Origin of the sequence: Streptomyces coelicoflavus (assembly GCF_003112555.1) — a bacterium.
Classification (GTDB): Bacteria; Actinomycetota; Actinomycetes; order Streptomycetales; family Streptomycetaceae; genus Streptomyces; species Streptomyces coelicoflavus.
In genome coordinates, this window is record NZ_BEWB01000010.1 from 34,871 (window position 1) to 61,096 (window position 26,226).

22 protein-coding genes are annotated in these 26,226 nt (G+C 73.2%); 12 read left to right on the forward strand and 10 right to left on the reverse strand.

Annotated elements, in window-relative coordinates; all coding sequences use genetic code 11:
• Positions 1–48 precede the first annotated feature (48 nt).
• From cmk to der, 3 genes are all read left to right on the forward strand, one after another.
• The gene (cmk, locus tag Sco07f_RS23945) at positions 49–744 is read left to right on the forward strand and encodes a (d)CMP kinase (RefSeq protein ID WP_007447998.1); all 696 of its coding nucleotides are present in this window, start codon (positions 49–51) and stop codon (positions 742–744) included.
• Positions 741–1,403 (forward strand): lysophospholipid acyltransferase family protein, encoded by a 663-nt coding sequence (locus Sco07f_RS23950; protein WP_007447997.1) that lies wholly within the window; start codon positions 741–743, stop codon positions 1,401–1,403. Before cmk ends, Sco07f_RS23950 begins: the two co-directional genes overlap by 4 nt.
• A 74-nt stretch (positions 1,404–1,477) precedes the next feature.
• Entirely contained in the window at positions 1,478–2,956 is a 1,479-nt protein-coding gene (der, locus tag Sco07f_RS23955; RefSeq protein ID WP_007447995.1) for a ribosome biogenesis GTPase Der, read from the forward strand.
• Between the two features lie 73 nt (positions 2,957–3,029).
• On the opposite strand, the gene Sco07f_RS23960 is transcribed toward der, so the two are convergent.
• Together Sco07f_RS23960 and Sco07f_RS23965 are read right to left on the reverse strand one after the other, a co-directional pair.
• Positions 3,030–3,323 (reverse strand): hypothetical protein, encoded by a 294-nt coding sequence (locus tag Sco07f_RS23960; protein ID WP_007448015.1) that lies wholly within the window; start codon positions 3,321–3,323, stop codon positions 3,030–3,032.
• Positions 3,324–3,396: 73 nt separating this feature from the next.
• Positions 3,397–4,194: a DUF8842 C-terminal domain-containing protein gene (locus tag Sco07f_RS23965; protein ID WP_007448008.1), complete on the reverse strand. Its 798-nt coding sequence runs from the start codon at positions 4,192–4,194 to the stop codon at positions 3,397–3,399.
• A 407-nt stretch (positions 4,195–4,601) separates the two neighbouring features.
• On the opposite strand from Sco07f_RS23965, the gene Sco07f_RS23970 reads away from it, so the two are divergent.
• A complete protein-coding gene (locus Sco07f_RS23970; RefSeq protein WP_108989167.1) occupies positions 4,602–5,435 on the forward strand; it encodes a hypothetical protein in 834 nt (277 codons plus the stop codon).
• A gap of 410 nt (positions 5,436–5,845) precedes the next feature.
• The gene (locus Sco07f_RS23975; protein WP_108989168.1) at positions 5,846–6,061 is read left to right on the forward strand and encodes an I78 family peptidase inhibitor; all 216 of its coding nucleotides are present in this window, start codon (positions 5,846–5,848) and stop codon (positions 6,059–6,061) included.
• 28 nt (positions 6,062–6,089) lie between these two features.
• Here Sco07f_RS23975 and Sco07f_RS23980 read toward each other — a convergent pair whose 3' ends face one another.
• Together Sco07f_RS23980 and Sco07f_RS23985 are read right to left on the reverse strand one after the other, a co-directional pair.
• Positions 6,090–7,109 (reverse strand): phosphatase PAP2 family protein, encoded by a 1,020-nt coding sequence (locus Sco07f_RS23980; RefSeq protein ID WP_054103245.1) that lies wholly within the window; start codon positions 7,107–7,109, stop codon positions 6,090–6,092.
• A gap of 273 nt (positions 7,110–7,382) precedes the next feature.
• On the reverse strand, positions 7,383–8,594 hold the full coding sequence (locus tag Sco07f_RS23985; RefSeq protein ID WP_108989169.1) for a mannosyltransferase family protein: 1,212 nt from the start codon (positions 8,592–8,594) through the stop codon (positions 7,383–7,385).
• A 257-nt stretch (positions 8,595–8,851) separates the two neighbouring features.
• On the opposite strand from Sco07f_RS23985, the gene Sco07f_RS23990 reads away from it, so the two are divergent.
• The gene (locus Sco07f_RS23990; RefSeq protein ID WP_054103243.1) at positions 8,852–10,450 is read left to right on the forward strand and encodes an MFS transporter; all 1,599 of its coding nucleotides are present in this window, start codon (positions 8,852–8,854) and stop codon (positions 10,448–10,450) included.
• A gap of 465 nt (positions 10,451–10,915) precedes the next feature.
• Positions 10,916–12,109, forward strand: coding sequence for an acyl-CoA dehydrogenase family protein (locus Sco07f_RS23995; protein WP_108989170.1), 1,194 nt, complete (start codon positions 10,916–10,918; stop codon positions 12,107–12,109).
• A gap of 41 nt (positions 12,110–12,150) precedes the next feature.
• Here Sco07f_RS23995 and Sco07f_RS24000 read toward each other — a convergent pair whose 3' ends face one another.
• On the reverse strand, positions 12,151–12,591 hold the full coding sequence (locus Sco07f_RS24000; RefSeq protein ID WP_007447969.1) for a cell division protein SepF: 441 nt from the start codon (positions 12,589–12,591) through the stop codon (positions 12,151–12,153).
• Positions 12,592–12,880: 289 nt separating this feature from the next.
• On the opposite strand from Sco07f_RS24000, the gene Sco07f_RS24005 reads away from it, so the two are divergent.
• A complete protein-coding gene (locus Sco07f_RS24005) occupies positions 12,881–14,068 on the forward strand; it encodes a DUF5685 family protein (RefSeq protein ID WP_108989171.1) in 1,188 nt (395 codons plus the stop codon).
• Between the two features lie 384 nt (positions 14,069–14,452).
• Positions 14,453–15,361: a S1 family peptidase gene (locus Sco07f_RS24010; protein WP_108989172.1), complete on the forward strand. Its 909-nt coding sequence runs from the start codon at positions 14,453–14,455 to the stop codon at positions 15,359–15,361.
• A gap of 99 nt (positions 15,362–15,460) precedes the next feature.
• On the opposite strand, the gene Sco07f_RS24015 is transcribed toward Sco07f_RS24010, so the two are convergent.
• The 4 genes from Sco07f_RS24015 to Sco07f_RS24030 are packed head-to-tail and all read right to left on the reverse strand — an operon-like array spanning position 15,461 to position 18,955.
• Positions 15,461–16,126 carry a response regulator gene (locus Sco07f_RS24015; protein WP_007447953.1) on the reverse strand — a complete coding sequence of 222 codons (666 nt, stop codon included), beginning with the start codon at positions 16,124–16,126 and terminating at the stop codon, positions 15,461–15,463.
• The gene (locus Sco07f_RS24020; protein WP_108989173.1) at positions 16,123–17,262 is read right to left on the reverse strand and encodes a sensor histidine kinase; all 1,140 of its coding nucleotides are present in this window, start codon (positions 17,260–17,262) and stop codon (positions 16,123–16,125) included. The genes Sco07f_RS24015 and Sco07f_RS24020 overlap by 4 nt, the downstream gene beginning before the upstream one ends.
• Complete coding sequence (locus tag Sco07f_RS24025) at positions 17,259–17,978, reverse strand: hypothetical protein (RefSeq protein ID WP_007447949.1); 720 nt, start codon at positions 17,976–17,978, stop codon at positions 17,259–17,261. The genes Sco07f_RS24020 and Sco07f_RS24025 overlap by 4 nt, the downstream gene beginning before the upstream one ends.
• Entirely contained in the window at positions 17,975–18,955 is a 981-nt protein-coding gene (locus Sco07f_RS24030) for an ABC transporter ATP-binding protein (RefSeq protein WP_244942142.1), read from the reverse strand. The genes Sco07f_RS24025 and Sco07f_RS24030 overlap by 4 nt, the downstream gene beginning before the upstream one ends.
• A gap of 291 nt (positions 18,956–19,246) precedes the next feature.
• Between Sco07f_RS24030 and Sco07f_RS24035 the strand changes: the two genes are divergently transcribed.
• Complete coding sequence (locus Sco07f_RS24035; protein ID WP_042825866.1) at positions 19,247–20,329, forward strand: S1 family peptidase; 1,083 nt, start codon at positions 19,247–19,249, stop codon at positions 20,327–20,329.
• A 118-nt stretch (positions 20,330–20,447) separates the two neighbouring features.
• Here the strand turns inward: Sco07f_RS24035 and Sco07f_RS24040 are convergent, their stop codons facing one another.
• The gene (locus tag Sco07f_RS24040) at positions 20,448–21,524 is read right to left on the reverse strand and encodes an ABC-2 transporter permease (RefSeq protein ID WP_108989174.1); all 1,077 of its coding nucleotides are present in this window, start codon (positions 21,522–21,524) and stop codon (positions 20,448–20,450) included.
• 174 nt (positions 21,525–21,698) lie between these two features.
• On the opposite strand from Sco07f_RS24040, the gene Sco07f_RS24045 reads away from it, so the two are divergent.
• Positions 21,699–25,247 carry a DNA polymerase III subunit alpha gene (locus Sco07f_RS24045; protein WP_108989175.1) on the forward strand — a complete coding sequence of 1,183 codons (3,549 nt, stop codon included), beginning with the start codon at positions 21,699–21,701 and terminating at the stop codon, positions 25,245–25,247.
• The gene (locus Sco07f_RS24050; RefSeq protein WP_054103236.1) at positions 25,244–26,212 is read left to right on the forward strand and encodes a DNA polymerase Y family protein; all 969 of its coding nucleotides are present in this window, start codon (positions 25,244–25,246) and stop codon (positions 26,210–26,212) included. Before Sco07f_RS24045 ends, Sco07f_RS24050 begins: the two co-directional genes overlap by 4 nt.
• The last annotated feature ends 14 nt before the right edge of the window (positions 26,213–26,226 follow it).

The following is a 26,226-nucleotide window of genomic DNA, read 5'->3' on the forward strand; positions in this document are numbered from 1 at the left end:
CGCGTCCCGCACACCACCCACCGCACCGCACCAGGAAGGTGTCCCCCCGTGGAAAACGGCGCCGCCCCGACCGCCCCGGCCGTGATTGTCGCCATCGACGGCCCCTCCGGCACGGGCAAGTCGAGCACGTCGAAGGCCGTGGCCGCACAGCTCGGCCTCAGCTACCTGGACACCGGTGCGCAGTACCGGGCGATCACGTGGTGGATGGTCAGCAACGGCATCGACACCGACGACCCGCACGCCGTCGCCGCCGCGGCCGGCAAGCCCGAGATCGTCTCCGGCACCGACCCGGCCGGCCCGACCATCACGGTCGACGGCGTGGACGTGGCCGGACCGATCCGCACCCAGGAGGTCACCTCCAAGGTCAGCGCGGTCAGCGCCGTACCGGAGATCCGCACCCGGATCACCGAGCTGCAGCGCACCATCGCCGCCGCCGCGCCGCTCGGCATCGTCGTCGAGGGCCGCGACATCGGCACCACCGTGCTGCCCGACGCCGACCTCAAGATCTTCCTCACCGCCTCGGCGGAGGCCCGCGCCGCCCGCCGCAGCGGCGAGCTGAAGGGCGCCGACGTCCACGCCACCCGGGAGGCCCTGATCAAGCGGGACGCGGCCGACTCCAGCCGCAAAACCTCGCCGCTGGCCAAGGCCGGCGACGCGGTCGAGGTGGACACCACCGCCCTCACCCTCGCGCAGGTCATCGAGTGCGTCGTCACCCTCGTCGAGGAGAAGCGGGCGGGCAAGTGACCGCATCCTCCGCCGCGCCCGCCCCCTCCGAGAAGGGCGCCGAGGTCGGCCGGCGCATCGGCGTCGGCCTGATGTACGGGCTGTGGAAGCCGCGCGTGCTCGGCGCCTGGCGGGTGCCCGCCACCGGCCCGGTGATCTACGCCGTCAACCACGCGCACAACATCGACGGACCGATGGTCATGGGCGTCGCGCCCCGGCCCACGCACTTCCTGATCAAGAAGGAGGCGTTCGTCGGCCCGCTGGGACGCTTCCTGACCGGCATCGGCCAGCTGCCGGTGGACCGCCACTCCGCCGACCGCACGGCCATAGGACAGGCGCTCGGCGTGCTGGCGGACGGCGGCGTCCTCGGCATCTTCCCCGAGGGCACCCGCGGCGAGGGCGACTTCGCCTCGCTGCGCGCCGGGCTCGCCTACTTCGCGGTGCGCGGCGGCGCCCCGATCGTCCCGGTCGCCGTACTGGGAAGCACCGACCGTCCCGGACGGTTGATAAAGGCGCTGCCTCCGCTGCGCTCCCGCGTGGACGTCGTCTTCGGCGACCCCTTCGACGCGGGCGACGGCAGCGGGCGGCGCACCCGCAAGGTGCTGGACGAGGCCACCGAACGCATCCAGAAGCAGCTCACCGCGCACCTGGAAAACGCCAGGCGCCTCACCGGGCGCTGAGTGACACTTGAGTAGTGGATCACCCGGTACAGGGGTGTTCCACCGATCACCACGATGAACGAGGTACGGACTTCATGAACGACCACATCCACTCCGAGGGCTCGGGCGGGGAGCACGACCACGGGGCGCTCGGCGACGCCGAGTACACGCAGTTCATGGAGCTGGCCGCCGAAGAGGGCTTCGACATCGAGGAGGTCGAGGGCGCGATCGAGGAGGCCGGGCACGGCCCGCTGCCCGTCCTCGCCGTCGTCGGCCGCCCCAATGTCGGCAAGTCGACCCTCGTGAACCGCATCATCGGCCGCCGCGAGGCCGTCGTCGAGGACAAGCCCGGGGTCACCCGCGACCGCGTCACCTACGAGGCCGAGTGGGCCGGGCGCCGCTTCAAGGTCGTCGACACCGGCGGCTGGGAGCAGGACGTCCTCGGCATCGACGCCTCCGTGGCCGCGCAGGCCGAGTACGCCATCGAGGCCGCCGACGCCGTCGTCTTCGTCGTGGACGCCAAGGTCGGCGCCACCGACACCGACGAGGCCGTCGTCCGGCTGCTGCGCAAGGCCGGCAAGCCCGTCGTGCTGTGCGCCAACAAGGTCGACGGCCCCAGTGGCGAGGCCGACGCCTCCTACCTGTGGTCGCTGGGCCTGGGCGAGCCGCACCCCGTCTCCGCGCTGCACGGCCGCGGCACCGGCGACATGCTGGACCGGGTCCTGGAGGCCCTGCCGGAGGCGCCGGCGCAGACCTTCGGCACCGCCGTCGGCGGCCCGCGCCGCATCGCCCTGATCGGCCGCCCCAACGTCGGCAAGTCCTCGCTGCTCAACAAGGTGGCCGGCGAGGAGCGCGTCGTCGTCAACGAACTCGCCGGCACCACCCGCGACCCGGTCGACGAGCTGATCGAGCTGGGCGGCGTCACCTGGAAGTTCGTCGACACGGCGGGCATCCGCAAGCGCGTCCACCTCCAGCAGGGCGCCGACTACTACGCCTCGCTGCGCACCGCCGCCGCCGTCGAGAAGGCGGAGGTGGCCGTCATCCTCATCGACGCCTCCGAGTCGATCTCGGTCCAGGACCAGCGGATCGTCACCATGGCCGTCGAGGCGGGCCGCGCGATCGTCGTCGCCTACAACAAGTGGGACACCCTCGACGAGGAGCGCCGCTACTACCTGGAGCGGGAGATCGAGACCGAGCTGGGCCAGGTGGCGTGGGCGCCGCGGGTCAACGTCTCGGCGCAGACCGGCCGGCACATGGAAAAGCTGGTCCCGGCGATCGAGACCGCCCTGGCCGGCTGGGAGACCCGCGTCCCCACGGGCCGGCTCAACGCCTTCCTCGGCGAGCTGGTCGCCGCCCACCCGCACCCCGTGCGGGGCGGAAAGCAGCCGCGCATCCTCTTCGGCACCCAGGCGGGCACCAAGCCGCCGCGGTTCGTGCTCTTCGCCTCCGGCTTCATCGAGGCCGGCTACCGGCGCTTCATCGAGCGCCGGCTGCGCGAGGAGTTCGCCTTCGAGGGGACGCCGATCCACATCTCGGTGCGGGTGCGCGAGAAGCGCGGCGCGAAGAAGAAGTAGGCAGCAGGAACACGCAGACGTGTGAGGGGCGCCCCCGGCCGGGGGCGCCCCTCACACGTCACTCGTCCGGCGGTCAGCCGCCGGACCGCGGGGCCGGCGGCAGCGCCGCCGGGACGTGGTGCGTGCCGCCGACGCGCTGCCACACCGACTGCTGGCCGACGCGGGCGCTCTGGGCCCCCGCGCTGTAGGCGCTGTAGGCGCTTCTGCCGCGCGGGATGCTCCGGAAGGCCGTGAATCCCAGCTCCTCCTCACCGCTGCGATCGCCCGGCAGCGATCGGAAGGACCGGACGTACTCGGCGTAGAGCGCGTCGTAGATCGGCGTGGCCGAGGGGCCGCCGTGGCGGTGGAAGGCGTCGTATGCGTACACGTATGTCCAAACGACCCCGCGCTGGAAGGGATGCGGCCCAGGTGGCGGCCGTCCGGCACCCGCGTGAACGGGATCAGGTTCCCGCCAGCGGCAGCGCCGCCGCGACCAGCTGTCCGTTCGCCGCCGCCTTGTCCAGCGCGTCCCGCAGCAGATCCTCGCGCGGCTGCCGGCCGATCGACCCGACGGGCGCCGCGAACATCAGCACCTGCTGGTGCTTGTTGGCCGCCGTGCGCCAGCCCTCGGTGACCTGGAGCGGCTGGTGCGCCTGCCACCAGGCCACCGGCCGGCCGCCGTTCGTCCCCGGCTGGAGCACCGCGTGCAGCTGGCCCATCGCGAGCAGCACCGACCAGCCGTGCAGCACCGCCGGAGCGGACGCCAGCTCGGTGACCGGCATGAAGCCCTGCTCGATCAGCAGGGGCAGGAAGTCGTCGCCGGCGCCCGTCGTGCCGGGCCGCGCGATGGGGGCGGTCGGCTCCACCACGAGGGCCGGGTGCAGCTCCCCGGCGATGAGGATCAGTCCGCTGGTCACACCGAGCACGGCCTGCTCGGGGGCGGCCTTCTCGGGGGCGGCGGGAGCGGGCGCGGAGCGGGCCTGGTCGGCGCTGATGGACCGCACCGCCCCCTGCAACTGCTCCTCGGTGACCTTGACGACCTGCGAGGGCAGGCAGCCGGCGTGGGCGAAGGCGAGCACGGCGGTCTCGTCGCCGATGAACAGGACGGTGCTGGTGCGCTCCTGCTCGCAGTCGCCCGGGGTGCGGCAGGACGTGCAGTCGTAGCTGCCCGGGGCGGACTCCCCGGCCAGCAGGCGGTCGGCTTCTTCGTCGCCGATCTCGGCGCGTACGTCGTCGCTGACGTCGAGCATGCGCGGCACGGGTGGCTCCCTCGGGATGCGGTGCGTGGCCGGACCGGGTGGCTCCCGGGCCGTGGGCCGGGCGGTCCCGGCTCATGCAAGGACAACGGGGGACCAGTGGCGGGAGTCACGCCCCACGGCCGACGGAATCGAACCATGACCGGTGGGTGATCCCGTGGGGGCCGGGAACGTCGCCGAGCCTCCAAGTGGCTTGTCCCGAGCTGCGGTTGGGCGGACTGGGCGGGTCGAGCGGGCGCTCTCGGGAGTCGACAAATCAGGAAATCAGTGAAGGAACAGGGTGACCGGAAACGGTCGTTGCCGACCGGGCATCCCGGTCGTGACCACATCGCAATCGGACACGGACAACCAGAAGGCGGGGTTCCGGGTCTAACCGGACGACGAGAAGCCCATTGGAGGAACCGCACCGCATGACGCCGCCGGCCCCACCGGCCGCCCCGCTGCGCGCCGACTGCATCGGCGACTCCGCGGGCGGTCTGACCTTCGACGTCGCCGCGCGCGGAAACGCCGGGGCGGCCCTGCTCATCCTGCGCCGCCGAGGCGCGGACGCCGTCGCCGACTCCTCGGCGGACACGGTCAGCCTGCCGCTGGCCCCGGCGGCGGAGGGCCGGCTGCGGGCGGCCCTGCCCAGCAGCGTGTCCCTGCCCGAGGGCCGCTGGGACGCGTACGCCCGCCTGTCCGGCGGCGAGCCGCGGCGCCTGGTGCCCGGCGTCACCGATCTGCGCTCCCTCGCCGAGCGCACCCCCAGCGGCCTGCTCGGCCACGTCGCGGTCCGCATCCCGTACGCCACCCGGCAGGGCAACCTCACCGTCCGCAGCTGGCTGCGCGCCCCGCACGCCGAGGCGGTGGACCTGCGCCTCGAGAGCGGCGGCCTGACCGTGCGCGGACGGGTGTACGGCACCCAGCTCGTGCCCGGGGCCGACGCCGAGCTGCGTGCCCGATCCGGTGACGGCGGGGGCGGCGGCGTACGCAGGCTGGACGTCGCCGCCGAGCGCACGGAGTTCGCCTTCACCGTCCCTTACGACGGCCTGGCACCGGGCGACTGGGACCTGTGGCTGCGGCCCGCCGGCGCCCTGGGCCCCGTGGTGCGCCTCGCGCGACTGCTGGACGACGTCGCCGACAAGAACCCCGTCCTCACGTTCCCCCGCGCGCGTGTGCTGACGCCGCACGGCCCCGTGGAGGCCGGGCCGTACTACACCCGGGACAACGACCTGTCGCTCGCCGTCACCCCGCTGGACGCCTGAAGCCGCCGGAAGCCGAGCAGCGCCGCACGGGGCTGTTCGCCCGTCGGCCTGTCCGCCTGTCCGCCCGTCCGTGTGTCCGTGTGTCCGATGTTCGATTCGTGTAAGCGGTCTGCGGGCGTTTGCACGAAGGAGTGCGCAAGTTCGTTCGGTAGTGTTCGGGCGCGAAATGCGAGGCGTCGCCGGGGCGCTCGGATCGCCTTTTCCGTCCGCTTATTCGAGGGGTCACCGCGACCCGCGGGAATTCATCCCGGCCGCCCGCGGAAGTCGGGCAGAACCGTCCGTCCGTGTGAACGCGTTCCATCAAAACGCGCATCATGATCCTGTGACAGAAATGTGACCGTAGGTGCATCCGGGGCCCGCGTTACCGGCGTGGGCTTCCCCGCTCCCGGGGCAGGGCATAGCGTGGCGGCATGGCACCGATTCCGACACCCCCGGCCGAGCCCCAGGACAGTCCGGACGCCTATGTCGGCCTCGATACCGGCGCGGCCGAACGGCTGGCGCGGGAGCGGGGCTGGTCCACGGTGCGGTCCCTGGCGCCGGGCACGGTCATCACGATGGAGTACCGCGTGGGCCGTCTCAACTTCGAGGTGAAGGACGGCCGGGTCTCCCGGGCCTGGAAGGGCTGAGGCGCGGCCGGCGGCCCCGGCGGTACGGTCAGCCGCCCGACAGGGGGCGCGCGGCCGGGGCGGAGCTGCGCGGGTGGCGGTCCGCGTGCGGCGGCCGGCGGCTGCCGGCCGGCGTCACCGGCGTACGGTCCGAGCGCGCCGTGTGCGGGCCCGGGGCCAGGTGGGCCGGGGCCCGGGTGCCGCGGGGCGCGGCGACCGGCTCGCGAGCCGGTGCCTCCGGCCGGGCGGAACCGGGCGGGGCGACCGCCACGGGCGGGCCCAGCGGGCGCCGTGCCGTCCTCTCGCGGCCGATCCGGGCGTACAAGCGGTCGCGCAGGCCGAGGATCCACGCCTCCGCGCGGGTGATCAGCGGCTCGAACCAGGGGAGCGCCAGCAGGATCAGCAGTCCTGCCGCCCAGCCGAGCAGCACGTCGCTGAGCCAGTGCGTACCGAGGTAGACGGTGGACATGCCCACCCCGAGCGAGGTGACCGCGGACAGCGCGGACAGCCAGCGCCGGGCGCGGTGCGTCGAGGCCAAGTAGGCGAGGATGCCCCAGGTCACGACGGCGTTCGCGGTGTGACCGCTCGGAAATATATCGCCGCCGAGCCACATCTCGTTGGCGCCGATCGTGGTCGCGTAGTGGGGTCCGAGGCGGCCCATGCCGTACTTGGCGGCGCCGACCGTGGCATTGAGCAGGAGCAGGGAGACACCGAGCGCCAGCAGCGGACGCAGGGTGTGCTGCCGCCAGGAGCGCCAGCCGAGCCAGGCCGCGACCATCACCGCGGTGGGGCCGCGCTGGCCGAGCACCACGTAGTAGTCGACGAACGCGTGGATCTCGGGCCACTGCTGGTAGGGCCGGAAGAACATGACCTGCCAGTCGAGCCGGACCAGCCACGAGGTGATCACCACGGCCCACACGATCGCGAGGTAGAACGCGAGGGTTCCGGCGAACAGCGCGAACCTGTGCCGGGACATCTCCGGCGCGTCCAGGAGCTCCGGTCGTTCCGGCTCCCGGTCCAGTCTCGCGAACACCCGGTCCAGACGGGTGGGCTTCCGTTCGGTACGCACCCAATCGACGTTACAGCGAGTGAGGAGTGATCCCTGACGAATCAACGGCTTTGTGATGACGATGTGATGTGGGATTCCTCTCAGGCGGCGCTCTATTTCCGGTTAATCCGCAATCCGGTCCGGCCGTGGAGTCGGACGTGCACTCGGCCCTGGACTTCAATTCCTTTGATCTGTTCGGTCGGCGGTTTTATCGTGCTTATGAATTCGTTCACCGAATGCTGGTACGGAATTGACCCGGCGGTCATGGGGCGGCCATCGGGCGGCCCCGGCCGGTCAGGGCGGTCCTGAGCCGTTCAGCCAGAACGCCCCGTACACCGCGGACGCCGCCGCGACGGCGCAGACGACCGGCGCCGACCTGGAGGTACGCAGGCGCGCCAGGCCCAGGGCCAGGGGGAGGAGCAGCGGGAACGCGGGCAGGAGCAGCCGGGGCTTCGAGCCGAAGTAGCTCGACGCGCACAGGGCGAGCACGGTGACGATTCCCGTGTACACCAGCAGCGGGAGCGGCTGGCGCTGCCGTACGCACACCACGTACAGCCAGACCAGCAGCGCGACCCCGGCCACCAGCCCGATGCCGGCCAGGGCCGCCGGGAACGACGTGAACTTGGTGGCGACGAAGCGGGCGAAGGCCGCGCCCCCGTCGAAGCCGTTGCGCCAGCCGGCCTGCACGTCGAGATAGCCGAGCGGGCCCTTGCCGGTGCGGTGGCCGACCCACAGGACGTACCCGGCGGCGCCCAGGGGCGCGAGCAGCATGCCGAGCACGCGGCGCGCGCGGTCCCGGACATCGGGGCCGTCGGGGCCATCGGGTCCGTCGGGTTCGTCGCGGCCGTTCCGGTCCCGTCCGAACGCCACGACCGCGGCCACCCACACCGCCGCCGTCACCGCGAGCCCCACCGGGCGGGTCAGCCCGGCCAGCGAGGCCAGGATCCCCGCCGTCACCCAGCGCCCCGTCAGCACCGCGTACAGCGACCAGGCGGCCAGCGCCGTGAACAGGGACTCGCTGTACGCCATCGACTGCACGACCCCGACCGGCAGCACGGCCCACAGCAGCACCGCGCACCCGCCGGCGCGGCGGCCGTACACGTGGTCAGCCACCGCGAAGATCCCCCAGGCCGCGGCGAGCGAGGCGAGGAGGCTCACGACGAAGCCCGCGTCCGCGTACGACAGCGGGGAGGCGGCCGCGCCGAGCCGCTCCAGCCAGGGCAGCAGCGGGAAGAAGGCCAGGTTGGAGTGGACGTCGCCGTTCGGCAGCCGCACCTCGTAGCCGTATCCCAGCTCGGCGACCCTGGTGTACCAGAGGGAGTCCCAGCGGGCCGTCAGCAGCGTGTACGCGCTCTTGTCGCGCGCGGCGCTCCACAGGACCAGGGCGAGCAGGCCCAGGGCGCGTACGGCCGCGTAGCCGAGGAGCGCCGGGGCGGCCCGGCGCAGGGCACCGGGCGGGCCCGGGGCGCCGGGGCGGCCCGCGGTGCGCGTTTCAAGATCGGTCACGGGCTCGATTATCTGCCGGGCGCGGGGGCCGCCGTCCCGCCGGGGCGGGCGGGGCGGCGGCCGCAGTGGCGTATGCCACACGGGTGACGCGGGATGTGTGAGACCTGCCACGTGTGTGGTGCACGGTCTGGCGTACTCTGGCGAATCACTCGCGTTCCGTTGCACGGCCCGGAGCCCCCGCTCCCCTCCGGCCGAGCCGCAGGGAGTCCCCACCCCGCGGCCCGCCGGACGCGAGGGAACATCTTGGAGGTACGTACATGTCCGGGACGACCACGGCTGCCGCTGGGCCGCGCCGTCGGGCGACCGGGGCCGGTGCCAACCGCTGGGTGGTCCTGGTCGTCCTCTGTGCCAGCCTGCTGCTCGTCGCCGTCGACGCGACCGTGCTGCACGTGGCGGTCCCCGCCGTCACCGAGGACCTCAGGCCCGGCGCCATCGAACTGCTCTGGATCGTCGACGTCTATCCGCTGGTCTGCGCATCGCTGCTGATCCTCTTCGGCACGCTGGGCGACCGGGTGGGCCGCAGACGGATCCTCCTGCTCGGCTACGCCCTCTTCGGCGTCGCCTCCGCGCTCGCGGCCCTCGCCGACACCGCCCAGGTGCTGATCGCGGCCCGCGCGCTGCTCGGCGTCGGCGGCGCGATGATCATGCCGGCGACGCTGTCGATCCTGCGGCAGGTCTTCCCCGACCGGCGGGAGCGGGCGCTGGCCATCGGCATCTGGAGCGCCGTGGCCGCGGTCGGCGCGGCGGTCGGACCGCTGCTCGGCGGCTTCCTCCTCGAGCACTTTTGGTGGGGTTCGGTCTTCCTCGTCAACATCCCGCTGATGCTGGTCAGCCTGCCGGTGGGGCGGCTGCTGCTGCCCGAGTCGAAGGGCGACGGCCGCGGGCCCTGGGACGTCGTCGGCGCGCTGATGGCGGCGGCCGGGCTGTTCGGGGTCGTCCTGGGCGTGAAGCGGCTGGGCGGCGGGGAGCCGGTGGCGAGTCTGCTCACCCTGCTGCCGCTGGCGGCGGGCGCGGCGCTGCTGGCGGGGTTCGTACGGCGGCAGCGGCGGCGTACGTATCCGCTGGTCGACCTCGCGATGTTCCGGCGGCCGGCGTTCAGTACGTCGGTGGGGTGCATCGTGCTGGCCATGCTGGCGCTGGTGGGGCTCGAGCTGATCGCCGCGCAGTACCTGCAACTGGTGCTCGGTCTTTCCCCGCTGGAGACCGGGCTGCGGCTGCTGCCGCTGACCTTCGCGGCGATGGCGGCGGGGCTCGCGGGTGCGCGGCTGCTGCGGCGCTTCGGGCCGCGGCGGATGGTGTGCGCGGGGTTCTGCCTGACGGCCTTCGCGGTGGTGCTGCTCACGGCGATGGGCCGGGCCGACAACTGCGCGCTGCTGCTGACCGGGTTCGTGCTGCTCGGCTTCGGTCTGGAGACGACGCTGTTCGGGGCGTACGAGTCGATGCTGAGCGAGGCGCCGCAGGAGCAGTCGGGCGGCGCGGCGGCGATCGGGGAGACCTCGTACCAGCTGGGCGCCGGGATCGGCATCGCCCTGCTGGGCAGCGTGATGAACGCGGCGTACGCGCCCGGACTGACGGGGGGTGTGCCCGGGGTGCCGGCGCCGGCGTCGGCGGCGGCGGGGCATTCGCTGGGGGAGGCGTACGAGGTTGCCGGACAGCTCGGGGGGCCCGCGGGGGTCGCGTTGCGGCGGGCGGCGGGGGACGCGTTCGTGCACGGGCTGCATGTGACGCTGGTGGTGAGTGCGGTGTTGTTGCTGTTGGGGGCGGTGATGGCGTTGCGGCTGCCGCGGGTGATGCAGTGCGAGGAGGTTTCGGTGCCGGCGCCTCGGGGGGCGGTGGAGTCACGCGTGTCGGTGTGAGCCGGGGGCGTCGCCTGTGGGTGGCCGAGGAGCGTCGGCGGCCGCAGGCCGCGATGGGTCCGGTTCCAGAGCCCCGGCGGCCGCCGGCTGTCATGGGGCCGGTTCCAGAGTCCGGCGGCCGTCGGCTGTCATGGGGCCGGTTTCGGAGCCGGGGCGTCGTGGGCTCGCGCGCAGTGCGCCACGAACGGTCACACCGCCCCCTGCGCGAGGTGTTGCAGGGCCTGCCGTGAGCTGCCTCCCCGCCGCGACGGGCCGTCACCGCTCTTCGCACCGCGTGGCGCCATCCCCCCACCGCAAGCCGCAGACGGCGGATCACCCCCACGGGCGACGTCCGCCTCGTTCCCGACGGTGAACGGCTGGTGTGTGGGAGACGGGCATGGTGGACGTGCGGAGCGGTGCGTCGTAACGTCGGCATGAGAGTCGTAACTAGCGCCGCTAGTTTTAAAGTTCCCCGGAGGGTGTCCCATGGCCGCGTCCCCCAAGTTGCCCGCGTTCGACCCCGCCGACCCCCTCGGCATCGACGACCTGCTGGAACCGGAGGACCTGGCGGTCCGGGACACCGTGCGGGGCTGGGCCGCGGACCGCGTGCTGCCGTACGTCGCGGACTGGTACGAGAAGGGCGAGCTGCCCGGGATCCGGGAGCTCGCGCGCGAGCTCGGGGGCATCGGCGCGCTCGGCATGTCCCTGGAGGGATACGGCTGCGCCGGCGCGAGCGCCGTCCAGTACGGGCTGGCCTGTCTGGAACTGGAGGCGGCCGACTCAGGCATCCGCTCCCTGGTCTCCGTGCAGGGTTCCCTCGCCATGTACGCCATCCACCGCTTCGGGAGCGAGGAGCAGAAGGAGGCGTGGCTGCCGCGCATGGCCGCCGGTGAGGTCATCGGGTGCTTCGGGCTCACCGAGCCCGACCACGGGTCCGACCCCGCCAACATGCGCACCCGCGCCAAGCGGGTCGCCGGCGGTGACTGGGTGCTCAACGGGCGCAAGATGTGGATCACCAACGGCTCGGTGGCCGGCGTCGCCGTGGTCTGGGCGCAGACCGAGGAAGGGATCCGCGGGTTCGTCGTGCCGACCGACAGCGCGGGGTTCTCCGCGCCCGAGATCAAGCACAAGTGGTCCCTGCGCGCCAGCGTCACCAGTGAGCTCGTCATGGACGACGTACGGCTGCCCGCCGACGCGGTGCTGCCGGAGGTGACCGGGCTGCGCGGGCCGCTGAGCTGCCTCTCGCACGCGCGTTACGGGATCGTCTGGGGCTCGATGGGCGCGGCCCGCAGCTCCTTCGAGGCGGCCGTGGAGTACGCGAAGTCGCGGGAGCAGTTCGGGCGGCCCATCGGGGGTTTCCAGCTGACCCAGGCCAAGCTCGCCGACATGGCGGTCGAACTGCACAAGGGGATTCTGCTCGCCCACCACCTCGGGCGGCGCATGGACGCCGGCCGCCTGCGTCCCGAGCAGGTCAGCTTCGGCAAGCTCAACAACGTGCGCGAGGCCATCGACATCTGCCGTACGGCCCGTACGATCCTCGGCGCCAACGGGATCTCGCTCGAATATCCGGTGATGCGGCACGCGACGAACCTGGAATCGGTGCTCACCTACGAGGGCACCGTCGAGATGCACCAGCTGGTGCTGGGCAAGGCGCTCACCGGGCTCGACGCCTTCCGGTGAGAGGCCGGGGGTGGGGCGGGGCCGTGGTGTGCGGCCCCGCCTCAGCTCTGGTTGAAGAAGCCGTCGGAACGGTGGGCGGCGGGCTCGCCGCTGATGACCTGGGTGTCGGCCGGGCTGAGCAGGAACACCCGGGTGGACACCCGCTCGATCGAACCGCGCAGGCCGAAGATGAGTCCGGCCGCGAAGTCGACGACCCGCTTGGCGTCGGTGCCCTCCATGGCCGTCAGGTTCACGATGACCGGGACGCCGTCCCGGAACAGCTCACCGATGGCCCGCGCGTCCCGGAAGCTGTCCGGGGTGACCGTCGCGATGCGGCGGCCCTTCTCCTCGGCCACGTCCGAGGCCACCTTCACCCGCGGGTCCGTGACCCAGGCGTCCCCGGGCTGCTCGGTGCCCTCGGAGTAGTCGTCGTCGTAGTAACGCTCGTCATCGTTGTCGTCGACGAGGCCGAGCCACGCACTCGCCTTGCGTACCGATCCCATGGACGCCTCCTCTCACAGCGGTCTTTCGTGCTTCCGCATCCCTATGGTCATCCATGATGCGGACGTCGCGCCAAGTGGATAGACGCCGCGCGGGGGGTTTGTGACGGTACTGGTGCACAGCGGATCCGTCGAGAGTCCTTGTGTCCCAAGGGTCGTTTCCCAAACGGCTGCTGACTGTGAGTGAAATATGATTCTTCACGGCACACGGGTGAGGACGGGTGCGTACGGGTGAAGTGGGCGGTCGGTACGATGCCGCAGCTCAGCGTCGTACCAACCACGGGGGAGCGTCGTGTTCGGAATCGTCAGGCCGTGCAGGCACCGGCTCGGAGAGAGTCTCACGAGTCAGTGGATGGCTCATTTGTGCGGATTGTGCCTCGCACTGCGCAAGGACCACGGGCAGTTCGCACGGATCGTGACGAACTACGACGGGCTGCTCATATCGGTTTTGACGGAGGCTCAGGCCGAGCGGGGCGGTGCGGGCGCCGGGCGGCGCACCGCCGGGCCCTGCCCGCTGCGCGGGATGCGCACCGCGTCCGTCGCGCACGGCGAGGGGGCCCGGCTCGCGGCGGCCGTCTCGCTGGTACTGGCCTCGGCCAAGGTGCGCGACCATGTCGCCGACGGTGACGGTCTGCTGGCCCGCCGGCCGGTGGCCCTCGCCGCCCGCCGTATCGCCGGCGGCTGGGACGCGGCCGGAGCGCGCGGCGGCAGCGCCGTCGGCTTCGACACCGCCGTACTGGTCGACGCCGTGGACCGGCAGGGCGGCATCGAGGCGCTCGCCGGGCCCGGAACGCCGCTGCTCACCGTCACCGAGCCGACCGAGACCGCGACCGCAGCCGCCTTCGCGCACACCGCGCACCTCGCCGGGCGGCCGCACAACGCGGCGCCGCTCGCCGAGGCCGGCCGCCTCTTCGGCCGGCTCGCCCACCTCCTGGACGCCGTGGAGGACCGGGAGGCCGACGCCGCCGCCGGCGCCTGGAACCCGCTCACCGTCACCGGGACGCCGCTCACAGAGGCCCGGCGGCTCGCGGACGACGCCGTGCACGGGGTGCGGCTGGCCCTGCGGGAGGCCGAGTTCACGGACGGGCGGCTGGTGCACCGGCTGCTCGTGCACGAGCTGGGCAGTTCCGTGGACCGCGCGTTCGGCACCGTGTCGTGCGCCCACGGCAGCCATCCGTACGCCCCTCCCGGCGCGCCCGGCACCCCGGGTGCTCCCGGTGGGCCGACGCCCCCGGAGCCGCCGCGCCGCGACCGGCGCGGGCTGCTCGCGGGCTGCGCGGTGTGGCTCGGGCTGGCCTGCACCTGCCAGATGTGCTGCGGCACCTTCAACGACCCCTGGAGCGGGCAGCGCAGGGAAGGTCTCTGCTCCCAGTGCGACTGCGGCAACTGCTGCGACTGCTGTGACTGCTGTAGCAACTGCTGCGGCGACGACGGCTGCAACTGCGGCTGCGACGGGTGCGACTGCGGCTGTAGCTGCTGAGGCGCCGTCAGTCCCGTCGGTTCCCGTCGGTTCCCGTCGGTTCCCGTCGGTCCCGTCAGTCCCGTCGGCCGGCCCGGTGCTCGTCGGCGGGCGCCGGCCGGAGGGCCATCCGGAGGGGCGACTTCCGGACATCCCCGTGCGGCGGGAGGGCGCGGAACCGGGCAGAGGGGCGGCGGGGGTCGGCAGAGGTCGGGTAAAAGTCGTTCAAAGCTTGACGGCCGAAAGGCACCCTTGCGCCGACCGGTCGTTCGGCCGAATACTCCAACCTCAGCGCTTGTCAGGGGCACGACGTATCCGGAACCCGGAGGTCCGTCCCTGGCTGCGCCTCACGGGCCCCCAACCCCACAAGAGGGGCCCCCGACTTCCCCTGTGGAGGAACGAAAAGTGAGGATCAAGCGCACCAACCCCCGCAGCGGCATCACGAGACGGACTCGGCTGATCGCCGTATCCACCGGCCTCGTGGCCGCCGCCGCCATCGCGATCCCCAGCGCGAACGCGGCACCCACCCCGGCCACCTTCAGCGCCGCCGAACTGAACAGCGCCAGCGGCGCGGTGCTCCAGGCCGACGTCCCCGGCACCGCCTGGGCCGTCGACGCCAAGTCCGGCCGGGTGCTGCTCACCGTCGACAGCACCGTCTCCCAGGCCGAGATCGCGAAGATCAAGGAGCAGGCCGGCGACAAGGCCGGCGCGCTCACGATCAAGCGCACCCCCGGCACGTTCAACAAGCTCATCCAGGGCGGCGACGCCATCTACGCGAGCAGCTGGCGCTGCTCCCTCGGCTTCAACGTCCGCACCAGCAGCGGCGCCGAGTACTTCCTGACCGCCGGTCACTGCACCGACGGCGCCGGCACCTGGTGGTCCAACTCCGGGCACTCCACCGTTCTCGGCTCGACGGCCGGGTCCAGCTTCCCGGGCAACGACTACGGCATCGTCCGGTACACCAACAGCTCGGTCAGCAAGCCCGGCACCGCGGGCGGCGTGGACATCACCCGCGCGGCCACCCCGAGCGTGGGCACCACCGTCATCCGTGACGGCTCCACCACCGGCACCCACAGCGGCCGGGTCACCGCCCTGAACGCCACCGTGAACTACGGCGGCGGCGACATCGTCGGTGGTCTGATCCAGACCACGGTCTGCGCCGAGCCCGGCGACTCCGGCGGTCCGCTCTACGGCAGCAACGGCACCGCGTACGGTCTGACCTCCGGCGGCAGCGGCAACTGCTCCTCCGGCGGTACGACGTTCTTCCAGCCGGTCACGGAGGCCCTGAACGCCTACGGCGTCAGCGTCTACTAGACCGCCCTGCGGCGTGACCCGGCCTGTCACGGGTCACGCCCGAGCGCGGCCGGCAGCGTGACGGAGCCCCCGCACACCGCGGCGTCGGTGTGCGGGGGCTCAGCCCGTGCTGCCGGGCAGGACGACGCCGTTCTCGTAGGCGAACACGACGGCCTGGGCGCGGTCCCGCAGCTGGAGCTTGGCGAACATGCTGCCGATGTGGCTCTTCACCGTCGCCTCGGTCACGACCAGGTGCGCGGCGATCTCCGGGTTCGACAGGCCCCTGGCCACCAGGAGGAGGATCTCCCGTTCCCGCGGGGTGAGGCCGGCCAGCACCGTGGCCCGCGGCCGGACGGGTGCGGCGCGGGTGGCGTAGTCCTCGATCAGCCTGCGGGTGATCGACGGCGACAGCAGGGCCTCGCCGGCGTGGACGACGCGGATCGCCTCCAGCAGGCGGTCGCGCGAGGCGTCCTTCAGCAGGAAGCCCGACGCGCCCGCCCGCAGCGCGCCGAAGACGTACTCGTCCAGGTCGTAGGTGGTGAGGATCAGCACCCGGGGCGACGGGCCGGAGGCGGTCAGCCGGGAGGTGGCCTCGACACCGTCCATGAGGGGCATGCGGACGTCCATCAGCACCACGTCGGGCCGCAGAGCGGCGGCCCGGTCGAGTGCCTCGTGACCGTCGGCGGCCTCGCCGACCACCTCGAGGTCGTGCTGGGTCTGGAGGAACAGCCGGAAGCCGGTGCGGATCAGCTCCTGGTCGTCGACGATCAGAAGGCGGATGGTCATGCCGCGGCTCCGGCATCCCCGGCCGGGAGCCGGGCGGTCACCACGAATCCGTCGGCGGTGGGGCGGGCGTCCAGACTCCCGCCGGTCACCGCCGCGCGTTCCCGCATTCCGCGGATGCCGTGCCCGGCGGACGACGGGTCCGGGTCGCGTGGGCCGCCGCCGTCGTCCTCGACCGTGACGCGCAGGTGCGTCCGGCCGTAGTGGAGCGTCACGGTGACCCGGGTGGGATCGGAGTGTCTGAGCACGTTGGTCAGTGCCTCCTCGACGATGCGGTAGGCCGACAGTTCCAGGCCGCCGGCCAGCGGCCGGGCCGTGCCGGTGCTCTCCAGCCGCACGGGCATCCCGGCCGCACGGTATCCGGAGACCAGCTCGGCGAGCTGGCCGAGCGACGGCTGGGGCCGCCACTGCGCGCCGTGGTCCGGGGCGCGCAGCAGGCCGAGGATCCGGCGCAGCTCGGCCAGGCTCTGCTCGGCGTTGACCTCGACCCGTTCCAGGGTCTCGGCCGCGACCCGGGGATCGGTCGGCAGGACGTCCCGGGCGCCGCGCACGCCGATCAGCATGACGGTGACGGAGTGGGCGACGATGTCGTGGAGTTCGCGGGCGATGGAGGTGCGTTCCCGCTGCGCCGCGATCTGGTCGAGCTGCCCGCGCTCGCGTTCCAGGGTGGCCGCGCGGTCCTCCAGCGCCCGGGTGTAGCGCCGCCGGGTCTGGAGGTACGAGCCGAGAGCCCACGCGCCGGTCGAGACGGGCAGCGAGGAGATGCTCGCCGACTGGAGGAACAGTGCCGTCGGGACGAGCGCCGCCAACGAGACGCTCCGCTCGCGCAGGTCGGCGAGCGAGGCGAGGGCGACCACGACGGGTGCCCCGCCCGGGTGGTAGCCCAGCGGCACGAGCACCGCGGCACCCGCACAGGCCGCGACGAGCACCGTCAGGGGCGCGCGGCGGCGGACGAGCAGGCCGCAGCCGGCCAGCACCGTCACCACGACCGGGACCGGGCCGACCGGGGTCCCGTCGTCGAAGAGCAGCCCGATCTCCACTCCGGTCGTGATCATCGCCAGCGCGAGGTCGAACAGCGCCGAACGGCGCGCGACCAGCAGGTCGTACGCCGCCCGGGCCCGCCGCAGAAGTGCGTTCACGCCAGGTCGCGCCGTCGCTCGACGAGGACCGCGACCAGCGTGACCGCGACCGTCCACGCGGCCAGTACCCATCCGGCCGAGACCACCGACAGGGTCGTGTGGTGCGTCATCCGGCTCAGCACCCCGGCCGCGCCGAACGGCGTCAGGTTGACCCCCGCCTCCCAGACGCCGGACAGCAGCGGGACCACGGCGAAGTTCACGACCAGCAGGACGACCACTCCCAGGACCGGGCTGCGGATCAGGGCGCCGAGGGCGGCCCCCAGGATCGCGGACAGGACGAACGCCACGAGATTGCCCGCCACGACGGCACCGACGTCCCCCGAGGTGAGATCCGGGCCCGGGTGGTCGCTCAAGAGCGGCAACGCGAGCCCGACCGACACCATGGTCGTCAGCGTACCGAGCAGGAACCCGGTCAGGGCGTACGCGGTGATTCTCGCGGACAGCACGACCCCGCGGTGACGGCGGGCCACCAGAGCCGCCGGTGCGGCCGTCCGGTGCCGGTACTCGCCGGCCGTACCGACCAGCCCCCAGAGCAGGAGCAGGATCGGCAGCGCCGACAGGGCCTCCTCCTTCTCGGGCACCTCGTCCAGCGTGCCCGACCACGCCGCGATCGCCAGGGCGTTGAGGGCGGCGAACGCGACCCCGCCCAGCGCGAAGCCCAGCACACTCCTGGTGGTCACGGCCTTGATCAGTTCGCCCCGCAGCAGACGGCTCACCGGTCCGCACCTCCCGTGAGGCCGAAGAACGCGTCCTCCAGCGACGCGGTCCGCTCGACGATCTCCTCCAGCAGGACGCCTTCGCGGTGGGCCAGCCGCGCCACCTCGGCCGCATCGAGCCCTTCGACCAGCAGCCCGCCCCCGCCCGCGGCCTTCGTACGGCCACCGGCGGCGGCCACCAGGGCCGACAGGCGCCCGGCCTCCGCGGTGCGCACCGCGACCGCGCTCTCCCCGGAGCGTTCGAGGTCCCGGATCGCGCCCGCGTGGACCAGCCGGCCCCGGTCGATCACGACGACGTCGTCGACGGTCTGCGCCGCCTCGCCCAGCATGTGGCTGGACAGCAGGACCGTGCCGCCGTGCGCGGCCCGCTCCCGCACCAGCGTGCGCAACCAGCGGATGCCCTGCGGGTCCAGGCCGTTCACCGGCTCGTCCAGTACCAGGATCTCCGGGTCGCCCAGGAGTGCCGCGGCGAGCCCGAGCCGCTGCCGCATGCCCAGCGAGTACTTCCCGACCCTGCGCCGGGCCGCCTCCTCCAGACCGACGAGTTCCAGGACCTCGCCGACCCGGCGGCGGGGCAGCCCGGCCAGTGCGGCCAGCGAGCGCAGGTGCGCCCTGCCGGTGCGGCCCGGATGGGCCCCGCACGGCTCGATGTGCACGCCGAGCAGCCGGGCGTCGGGCCTGACGGCCGTGACCGGAGTGCCCCGCAGGAACGCCCCGCCCGCCGTCGGCCGCGCCAGTCCGACGACCGCTTTGAGCGCGGTGGTCTTGCCCGCCCCGTTCGGCCCGAAGAATCCCGTCACCCTTCCGGACCGGACCGTGAACGACAGGTCGTCGACCGCCGTCCTGCGGCCGTAACGCTTCGTCAGCCCTTCGACCCTGATGACCGGCGGGTCCCCGGCGCCTCGGTCTCCGGCACTCCGGTCCCCGGCACTCCGGTCCCCGGCACCCCGGATTCCGACACCTCGTGAAGAAGTCATGTCCGAAGCCTCCGGCGCGGTGATCTCCCGGTCATCCACCCACGGTCGAAACCCGGACTCCCACCCTGGTTGGAGACCGCGGCCGCGCGCCTTCCCCGGTGCGAACACCCGGGCCGGCCCGGGGCAAAGAGGTGAAGGCCGTGTGACCACACTGGAGTTGTCGTGCGCACGTCCTGAAGTCGACCTTGTGTACGGCCCGTGGGATGGGGAGAGTTAACGCTCGTCAACCAGCCTTCCGGTTCACGGGGTCCCCACAACCTCGCGAACCGACCCCCCACAGGAGGACGTGAGTTGAAGCACCGACGCATACCCAGGCGGCGGGCCGCCGTGGTAGGTGCGGGAATCACCGCACTGGTCGCGGCCGGAGTCACCTTGCAGAGTGCGAACGCCAGCGAGGCCCCGAAGACCGCCGCGCCCGAGACCCTGTCGGTCACGGCGGCCGGAAAGCTCGCCTCCACGCTGATCGGCGACCTCGGCACCGACGCCGCGGGCACGTACTACGACGCGCAGGCCAAGAGCCTCGTCGTCAACGTGCTCGACCAGGCCGCCGCGCAGACCGTCGAGGAGGCCGGCGCCAAGGCGAGAGTCGTCGAGAACTCGCTCGCCGACCTGAAGAGCGCGCGCACCACCCTCACCGAGGACGCGACCATCCCGGGCACCTCCTGGGCGACCGACCCGACCACCAACAAGGTCGTGGTCACCGCCGACCGCACGGTCTCCAAGGCCGAACTGGCCAAGCTGACCAAGGTGGTCGACGGGCTGGGCGCCAAGGCCGAGCTCAAGCGCACCAAGGGCGAGTACAAGCCCTTCGTCGCGGGCGGCGACGCCATCACCGGAGGCGGCGGGCGCTGCTCGCTCGGCTTCAACGTGACCAAGGGCGGCGAGCCGTACTTCATCACCGCGGGACACTGCACCGAGTCCATCTCGACCTGGTCGGACTCCTCCGGGAACGTCATCGGCGAGAACGCGGCGTCCAGCTTCCCGGACAACGACTACGGCCTGGTCAAGTACACCGCCGACGTGGACCACCCGAGCGAGGTGAACCTCTACAACGGTTCCTCGCAGGCCATCTCGGGCGCCACCGACGCCACCGTCGGCATGCAGGTGACCCGCAGCGGCTCCACCACCCAGGTGCACGACGGCACGGTCACCGGCCTGGACGCCACCGTGAACTACGGCAACGGCGACATCGTCAACGGCCTGATCCAGACCGACGTCTGCGCCGAGCCCGGCGACAGCGGCGGCTCGCTCTTCTCGGGCGACCAGGCCGTCGGCCTCACCTCCGGCGGCAGCGGCGACTGCACCTCGGGTGGCGAGACCTTCTTCCAGCCGGTGACGGAGGCCCTGTCGGCCACCGGCACGCAGATCGGCTGAGCCCGCAGCTCCGCCGAGCGGCACCCGCACCACCTGTGAAGTCCCGTCCCGCGCGCGAGGGGCGGGACTTCCGCGTGCGCCCCGGCGCCGGGCGGCGCTTCTCGCGCGGGTACGGCGGTCAGCCGGCCGTCGCCGGCGGCAGCTCCGCCTCCTCCCGTCCGCGGCGCGGCAGTACGGCCGCCAGCATCGTGATCACCGTTCCCAGGACCGCCCACGCCCACAGCACCAGCAGGGCGGCGGTCACGTCGTTCCCCTTGAAGTAGGCGATCGAGCGGGCCGCCCAGGTGCCCGCGCCCGGCGGCAGCGCCGGGCCGATCGCCGCCCAGAACGGCGGCAGCAGCGGCAGCGGGAAGGCGCCGCCCGCGCTCGGGTTGCCCGCGATCACCACCAGCAGGATCGCGAGACCGATGCCGACGATCCCGAAGACGCCCTGGAGGGCGAGCGTGGCGGCGCCCACCGCGAAGGTGATCAGCGCGCCGAGCCCCCACAGGTCCAGCACTCCGCCGGGCAGCGCGCCCAGGATCGGCCCGACGATCACCGCGCCGCCGAGCCCGCCGACGATCGCGACCAGCGCCATCACGATCAGCCGAATCGCCGCCCGGCGCGGGTTGGACGGCCGGGCGCCGGTGCTGATCGCCAGGATCGAGGCGCACAGATAGCCGCCGACGCACCAGCCCACGACCAGGTAGAAGGACGACAGCCCGTTGAAGTCGTGGGGCGAGGCCGGGGCCACGTCGACGGTCCGCGCGGTGCGCTTCTCGGCCTGCTCCGCCTTGCCGACGACGCGCTCCAGGGTGGTGGCGAGGACGGTGCCGCCGCCGGAGGCGACCAGCAGGGTGTCCTGCCCGCCCCCGGGGTTCACGATCAGGGCGCCGTCGATCTCCCGGTTCATGATCTGCTTCCGGGCACTCGCCTCGTCGGCCACCGTGCGCGGGTCCAGCGGGGAGCCGGGCAGCCGCTCCAGCCGGTCCACCGTCCGTCCGGCGGCCGCACCGGGCGCGGCCACCCCGAAGGGCACGTCCTTCGGCCGCGGGTCGTGCAGCGCCCCCACGTAGGAGGCGATGAACAGCAGCTGGAGCGCGATCACGCCGAGCACGAGCAGGGTGGCCCGCGGGGTGACGGCGTCCCTCACCTCACCGAGGAAGGAGCCGCCTCGCGTGCCGCCTCGCGTACTGGGGCCCGGTGTGTGTGACATGTCCCCACAGTCCGGGTCGGGGGGTGTTTGCGCAGGTGGGACGGGGCCGAACGGATGTCGTACACACATTCGAGGATGGGGGTATGGTGGGTGGGGTAGCTGGGAACAGATGTTCGATAGTGGCGTTCGGGCCTACGGGGTCATGCGTCGGTTTCATGAGTCGGGAGGTGCGTGATGCCGGGTTTCACGCACCTGCACACCGTCTCCGGGTTCTCCGCCCGCTACGGCGCCTCCCACCCGGAGCGGCTGGCCGAGCGCGCCGTCGAACGGGGCATGGACGCCCTCGCCCTCACCGACCGCGACACTCTCGCGGGCACCGTCCGCTTCGCCAAGGCCTGCGCGAAGGCGGGCGTCCGTCCGCTGTTCGGCGCGGAGCTGGCGGTGGCGCCCCCCGAGTCCGGAGCCGACCGCACGGACACCTCCGTACGCCGGGACCGGCGCCGTGCCCCCGTGCGCGGCGGCGCCTTCGTCGACGAGTCGGCCCCGCGGGTGACCTTCCTCGCCCGTGACGGCGCCCGCGGCTGGGCCGATCTGTGCCGCCTGGTCTCCGCCGCCCACACGGCCGAGGGCACCCCGCTGCTGTCCTGGCCCGACAATCACGCCGACGGCCTGACCGTCCTGCTCGGCCCCGACTCCGACGTCGGCCGCGCCCTCACCGCGGGCCGCCCCGACCGCGCGGCGCGGCTCCTCGCCCCCTGGCGGGAGGTCTACGGCGACGCCCTGCGCCTGGAGGCCGTCTGGCACGGCCGCGAGGGCACCGGCCCCGGCTCCCTGCGGCTGGCCTCCCGCACCGTCGGCTTCGCCGCCGAGCAGGGCGTGCGGCCGGTGCTCTCCAACGCCGTCCGCTACGCCGACCCCGGACAGGGCGAGGTCGCCGACGTCCTGGACGCCGCCCGCCGCCTCGTCCCGATCGGCGCCACCAAGGAGCTGGACTCCGGCGAGGCCTGGCTCAAGGACGCCGGTGCCATGCGGCACGCCGCCGAGCGGATCGTCGAGTCCGCGGGTTTCCGGCGCGACACCGCCCACCGCCTGCTGGAGCAGACCCGGGCCACGGCCGCCGAGTGCCTGGTCGACCCCGAGGACGACCTCGGCATGGGCGCCGTCCACTTCCCCGAACCGCACCTGGTGGGCGCCGGGCGCCGCACCGCCCAGCGGGCGCTCGCCTCCCGGGCGGCGGCGGGCATGGTGCGGCGCGGCTACGACCGGCGCCCAGGCCGCCGGGAGTACTGGGAGCGGATGCACCACGAGCTGGACATCATCGCCCACCACGGCTTCGCCTCGTACTTCCTCACCGTCGCCCAGGTCGTGGACGACGTGCGGCACATGGGCATCCGGGTCGCCGCGCGCGGCTCCGGCGCGGGCTCGCTCGTCAACCACCTGCTCGGCATCGCGCACGCCGACCCGGTCGAGCACGGGCTGCTGATGGAGCGGTTCCTGTCCAGGGAACGGGTCGTGCTGCCCGACATCGACATCGACGTGGAGTCCGCGCGCCGCCTCGAGGTCTACCGCGCGATCATCGGGCGGTTCGGCACCGAGCGGGTCGCCACGGTCGCCATGCCGGAGACGTACCGGGTGCGCCACGCCATCCGCGACGTCGGCGCCGCCCTGTCCATGGACCCGGCCGAGATCGACCGGGTCGCCAAGTCCTTCCCGCACATCCGCGCCCGCGACGCCCGCGCGGCGCTGGAGGAGCTGCCCGAGCTGCGGGAACTGGCGGGGGAGCGGGAGCGGTACGGCAAACTCTGGGCGCTGGTCGAGGGCCTGGACGCCCTTCCGCGCGGCGTCGCCATGCACCCCTGCGGCGTCCTGCTGTCCGACGCCTCCCTGCTCTCCCGTACGCCGGTCATGCCGACCAGCGGCGAGGGCTTCCCGATGGCGCAGTTCGACAAGGACGACGTGGAGGACCTCGGGCTGCTCAAGCTGGACGTGCTCGGCGTGCGGATGCAGTCGGCGATGGCGCACGCGGTCGCCGAGGTGGAGCGGGCGACGGGGGAGCGGGTCGACCTGGACGCCGTGCCCGAGGGCGACCCGGCGACGTACCGGATGATCCGGTCCGCCGAGACGCTGGGCTGCTTCCAGATCGAGTCGCCGGGCCAGCGGGACCTGGTCGGCAGGCTCCAGCCGGCCACCTTCCACGACCTCGTGGTCGACATCTCGCTCTTCCGGCCGGGACCGGTCGCCGCCGACATGGTGCGGCCGTTCATCGAGGCCCGGCACGGACGGGCGCCGGTGCGCCACCCCCACGAGGACCTGGCGGAGCCGCTGGAGGGCACCTACGGGGTCGTCGTCTTCCACGAGCAGATCATCGACATCGTCGCCATCATGACCGGGTGCGGACGCGGCGAGGCGGACCGGGTGCGGCGCGGTCTTTCCGACCCGGAGTCGCAGGGGCGGATCAAGGTGTGGTTCGCCCAGCACGCGGCGGCGAACGGCTACGACGCGGAAACGATTCAGCGGACCTGGGAGATCGTCGAGGCCTTCGGCAGCTACGGCTTCTGCAAGGCGCACGCCGTCGCCTTCGCGGTGCCGACGTACCAGTCGGCGTGGCTGAAGGCCCATCACCCGGCCGCCTTCTACGCGGGCCTGCTCACCCACGACCCCGGCATGTACCCCAAGCGGCTGCTGCTGGCGGACGCGCGGCGGCGCGGGGTGCCCATCCTGCCGTTGGACGTGAACAAGTCCGGGGTCGCACACAGGATCGAACTGGTGCCTGAATCACGGAAAGCGCGGTCACGGAAGCCCGACGCGTGGGGCTTGCGCCTCGCCCTCTCCGACGTGCACGGCATCAGCGAGGCCGAGGCGGGGCGGATCGCCGAGGGGCAGCCGTACGCCTCCCTGCTCGACTTCTGGGAACGGGCCCGCCCCAGCAGGCCGTTGGCCGGACGGCTCGCCCAGGTCGGCGCGCTGGACGCGTTCGGCGCCAACCGCCGCGACCTGCAACTGCACCTGACCGAACTGCACCGCGGTGCCCGGGGCGGCCGGGGCGACCAGCTGCCCCTGGCCGGCGGCCGGAAGACCGCCTCCGCAGGGCTCCCCGACCTCACTTCCGAGGAGAAGCTCAGCGCCGAACTCGGGGTGCTCTCCATGGACGCCTCGCGCAACCTGATGGACGACCACCGCACCTTCCTGCGCGAACTGGGCGTGGTGTCGGCCAAGCGGCTGCGCGAGGCGCGGCACGGGGAGACGGTGCTGGTCGCGGGCGCCAAGGCGGCCACCCAGACCCCGCCGATCCGCTCCGGGCGGCGCGTCATCTTCTCCACCCTCGACGACGGCTCGGGACTGGTCGACCTCGCCTTCTTCGACGACTCGCACGACACCTGCGCGCACACCGTCTTCCACTCCTGGCTGCTGCTGGTGCGCGGGGTGGTGCAGCGGCGCGGCCCGCGCAGCCTCAGCGTGGTCGGCTCCGCCGCCTGGAACCTCGCCGATCTGCTGGAGGTGCGCCGGGAGGAGGGCCTGGAGGGCGTCGCCGCCCGGCTGGCCGCAGCGGGCGGAAGCCGTGAGGGCGACGACCCGGAGGGCGGCCCGGCGCGCCGCCGCCTCGCCGGTTCGGACGGACAACCCGCGCCGGCCGGCTCCGCGGCCCAGGACCCGATGGAGCAGCGGAGGATCCGCATGTCCACCGGGTACGAGATGCACCCCTGGGCCGATCTGCGCCCCGCGGGCGAAGGGCCCGCGGTCGGAAGGAAGTTGTGGCACCAGAGTCCGGGGAGTGCGGGATGACGATCCTCTGCGTACGTTTCCAGCTGCCGCCGACGCGGGAGGCGGCCCTGCCCGAACTGCTCGGACTGCTCGAGGAGTTCACGCCGGTCGTCGAGGCGCTGCCGCCCGACGGCGCGCTGGCCGACCTGCGCGGCGCCGAACGGTACTTCGGGCGCGACGCCGTGGAGCTGGCCTCCGTGCTCCGGGTGCGCGCCCTCGCGCTGTACGGCGTGGACTGCGTGATCGGCGCCGGGCCCGGCCCGATGCTGGCCCGCATGGCCCTGCGCGACGCCCGGCCGGGACTGACCCGTGCGGTGCCCGGCGGCGGGGAGCGCGACTTCCTCGCAGCCAAGCCCGTCGCCGCGCTGCCCGGTGTCGGCACCGCGACCGCCCGCACCCTGTGCGAGTACGGCCTCGACACCCTCGGCCGGGTCGCCGCCGCGCCGCTGTCCACGCTCCAGCGCCTGGTCGGCGCGAAGGCGGGCCGCGAACTGCACGAGAAGGCCCAGGGCGTCGACCGCGGCCGGGTCGTCCCCAACGGCGTCTCCCGGTCCCTGGCCGCGGACCGCCCCTTCGACCGCGACGAACTCGACCCGGACCGCCACCGCCGCGCCCTGCTCTCGGCCGCCGGGGACCTGGGCGCCCGGCTGCGTGCCGTGGACAAGGTCTGCCGCACCCTCACCCTCACCGTCCGCTACGCCGACCGGTCGGCCACCACCCGCAGCCGCACCCTGTCCGAACCGACCGCGCACTCGGCGGCCCTGACCCGGACCGCCTACGACCTGTACGAGTCGCTCGGCCTCCAGCGCGCCCGGGTCCGCTCCCTCGCCCTGCGCGCCGAGAGCCTCACGTCCGCCGAACACGCCTCCCACCAGCTGACCTTCGACCCCGTGGACGAGAAGGTCCGCCGGATCGAGGAGGTCGCGGACCGCGCGCGGGCGAAGTTCGGGCCGCGGGCGGTGATACCGGGGTCCCTGGCGGCATGAGCCCTCCGCCCGCC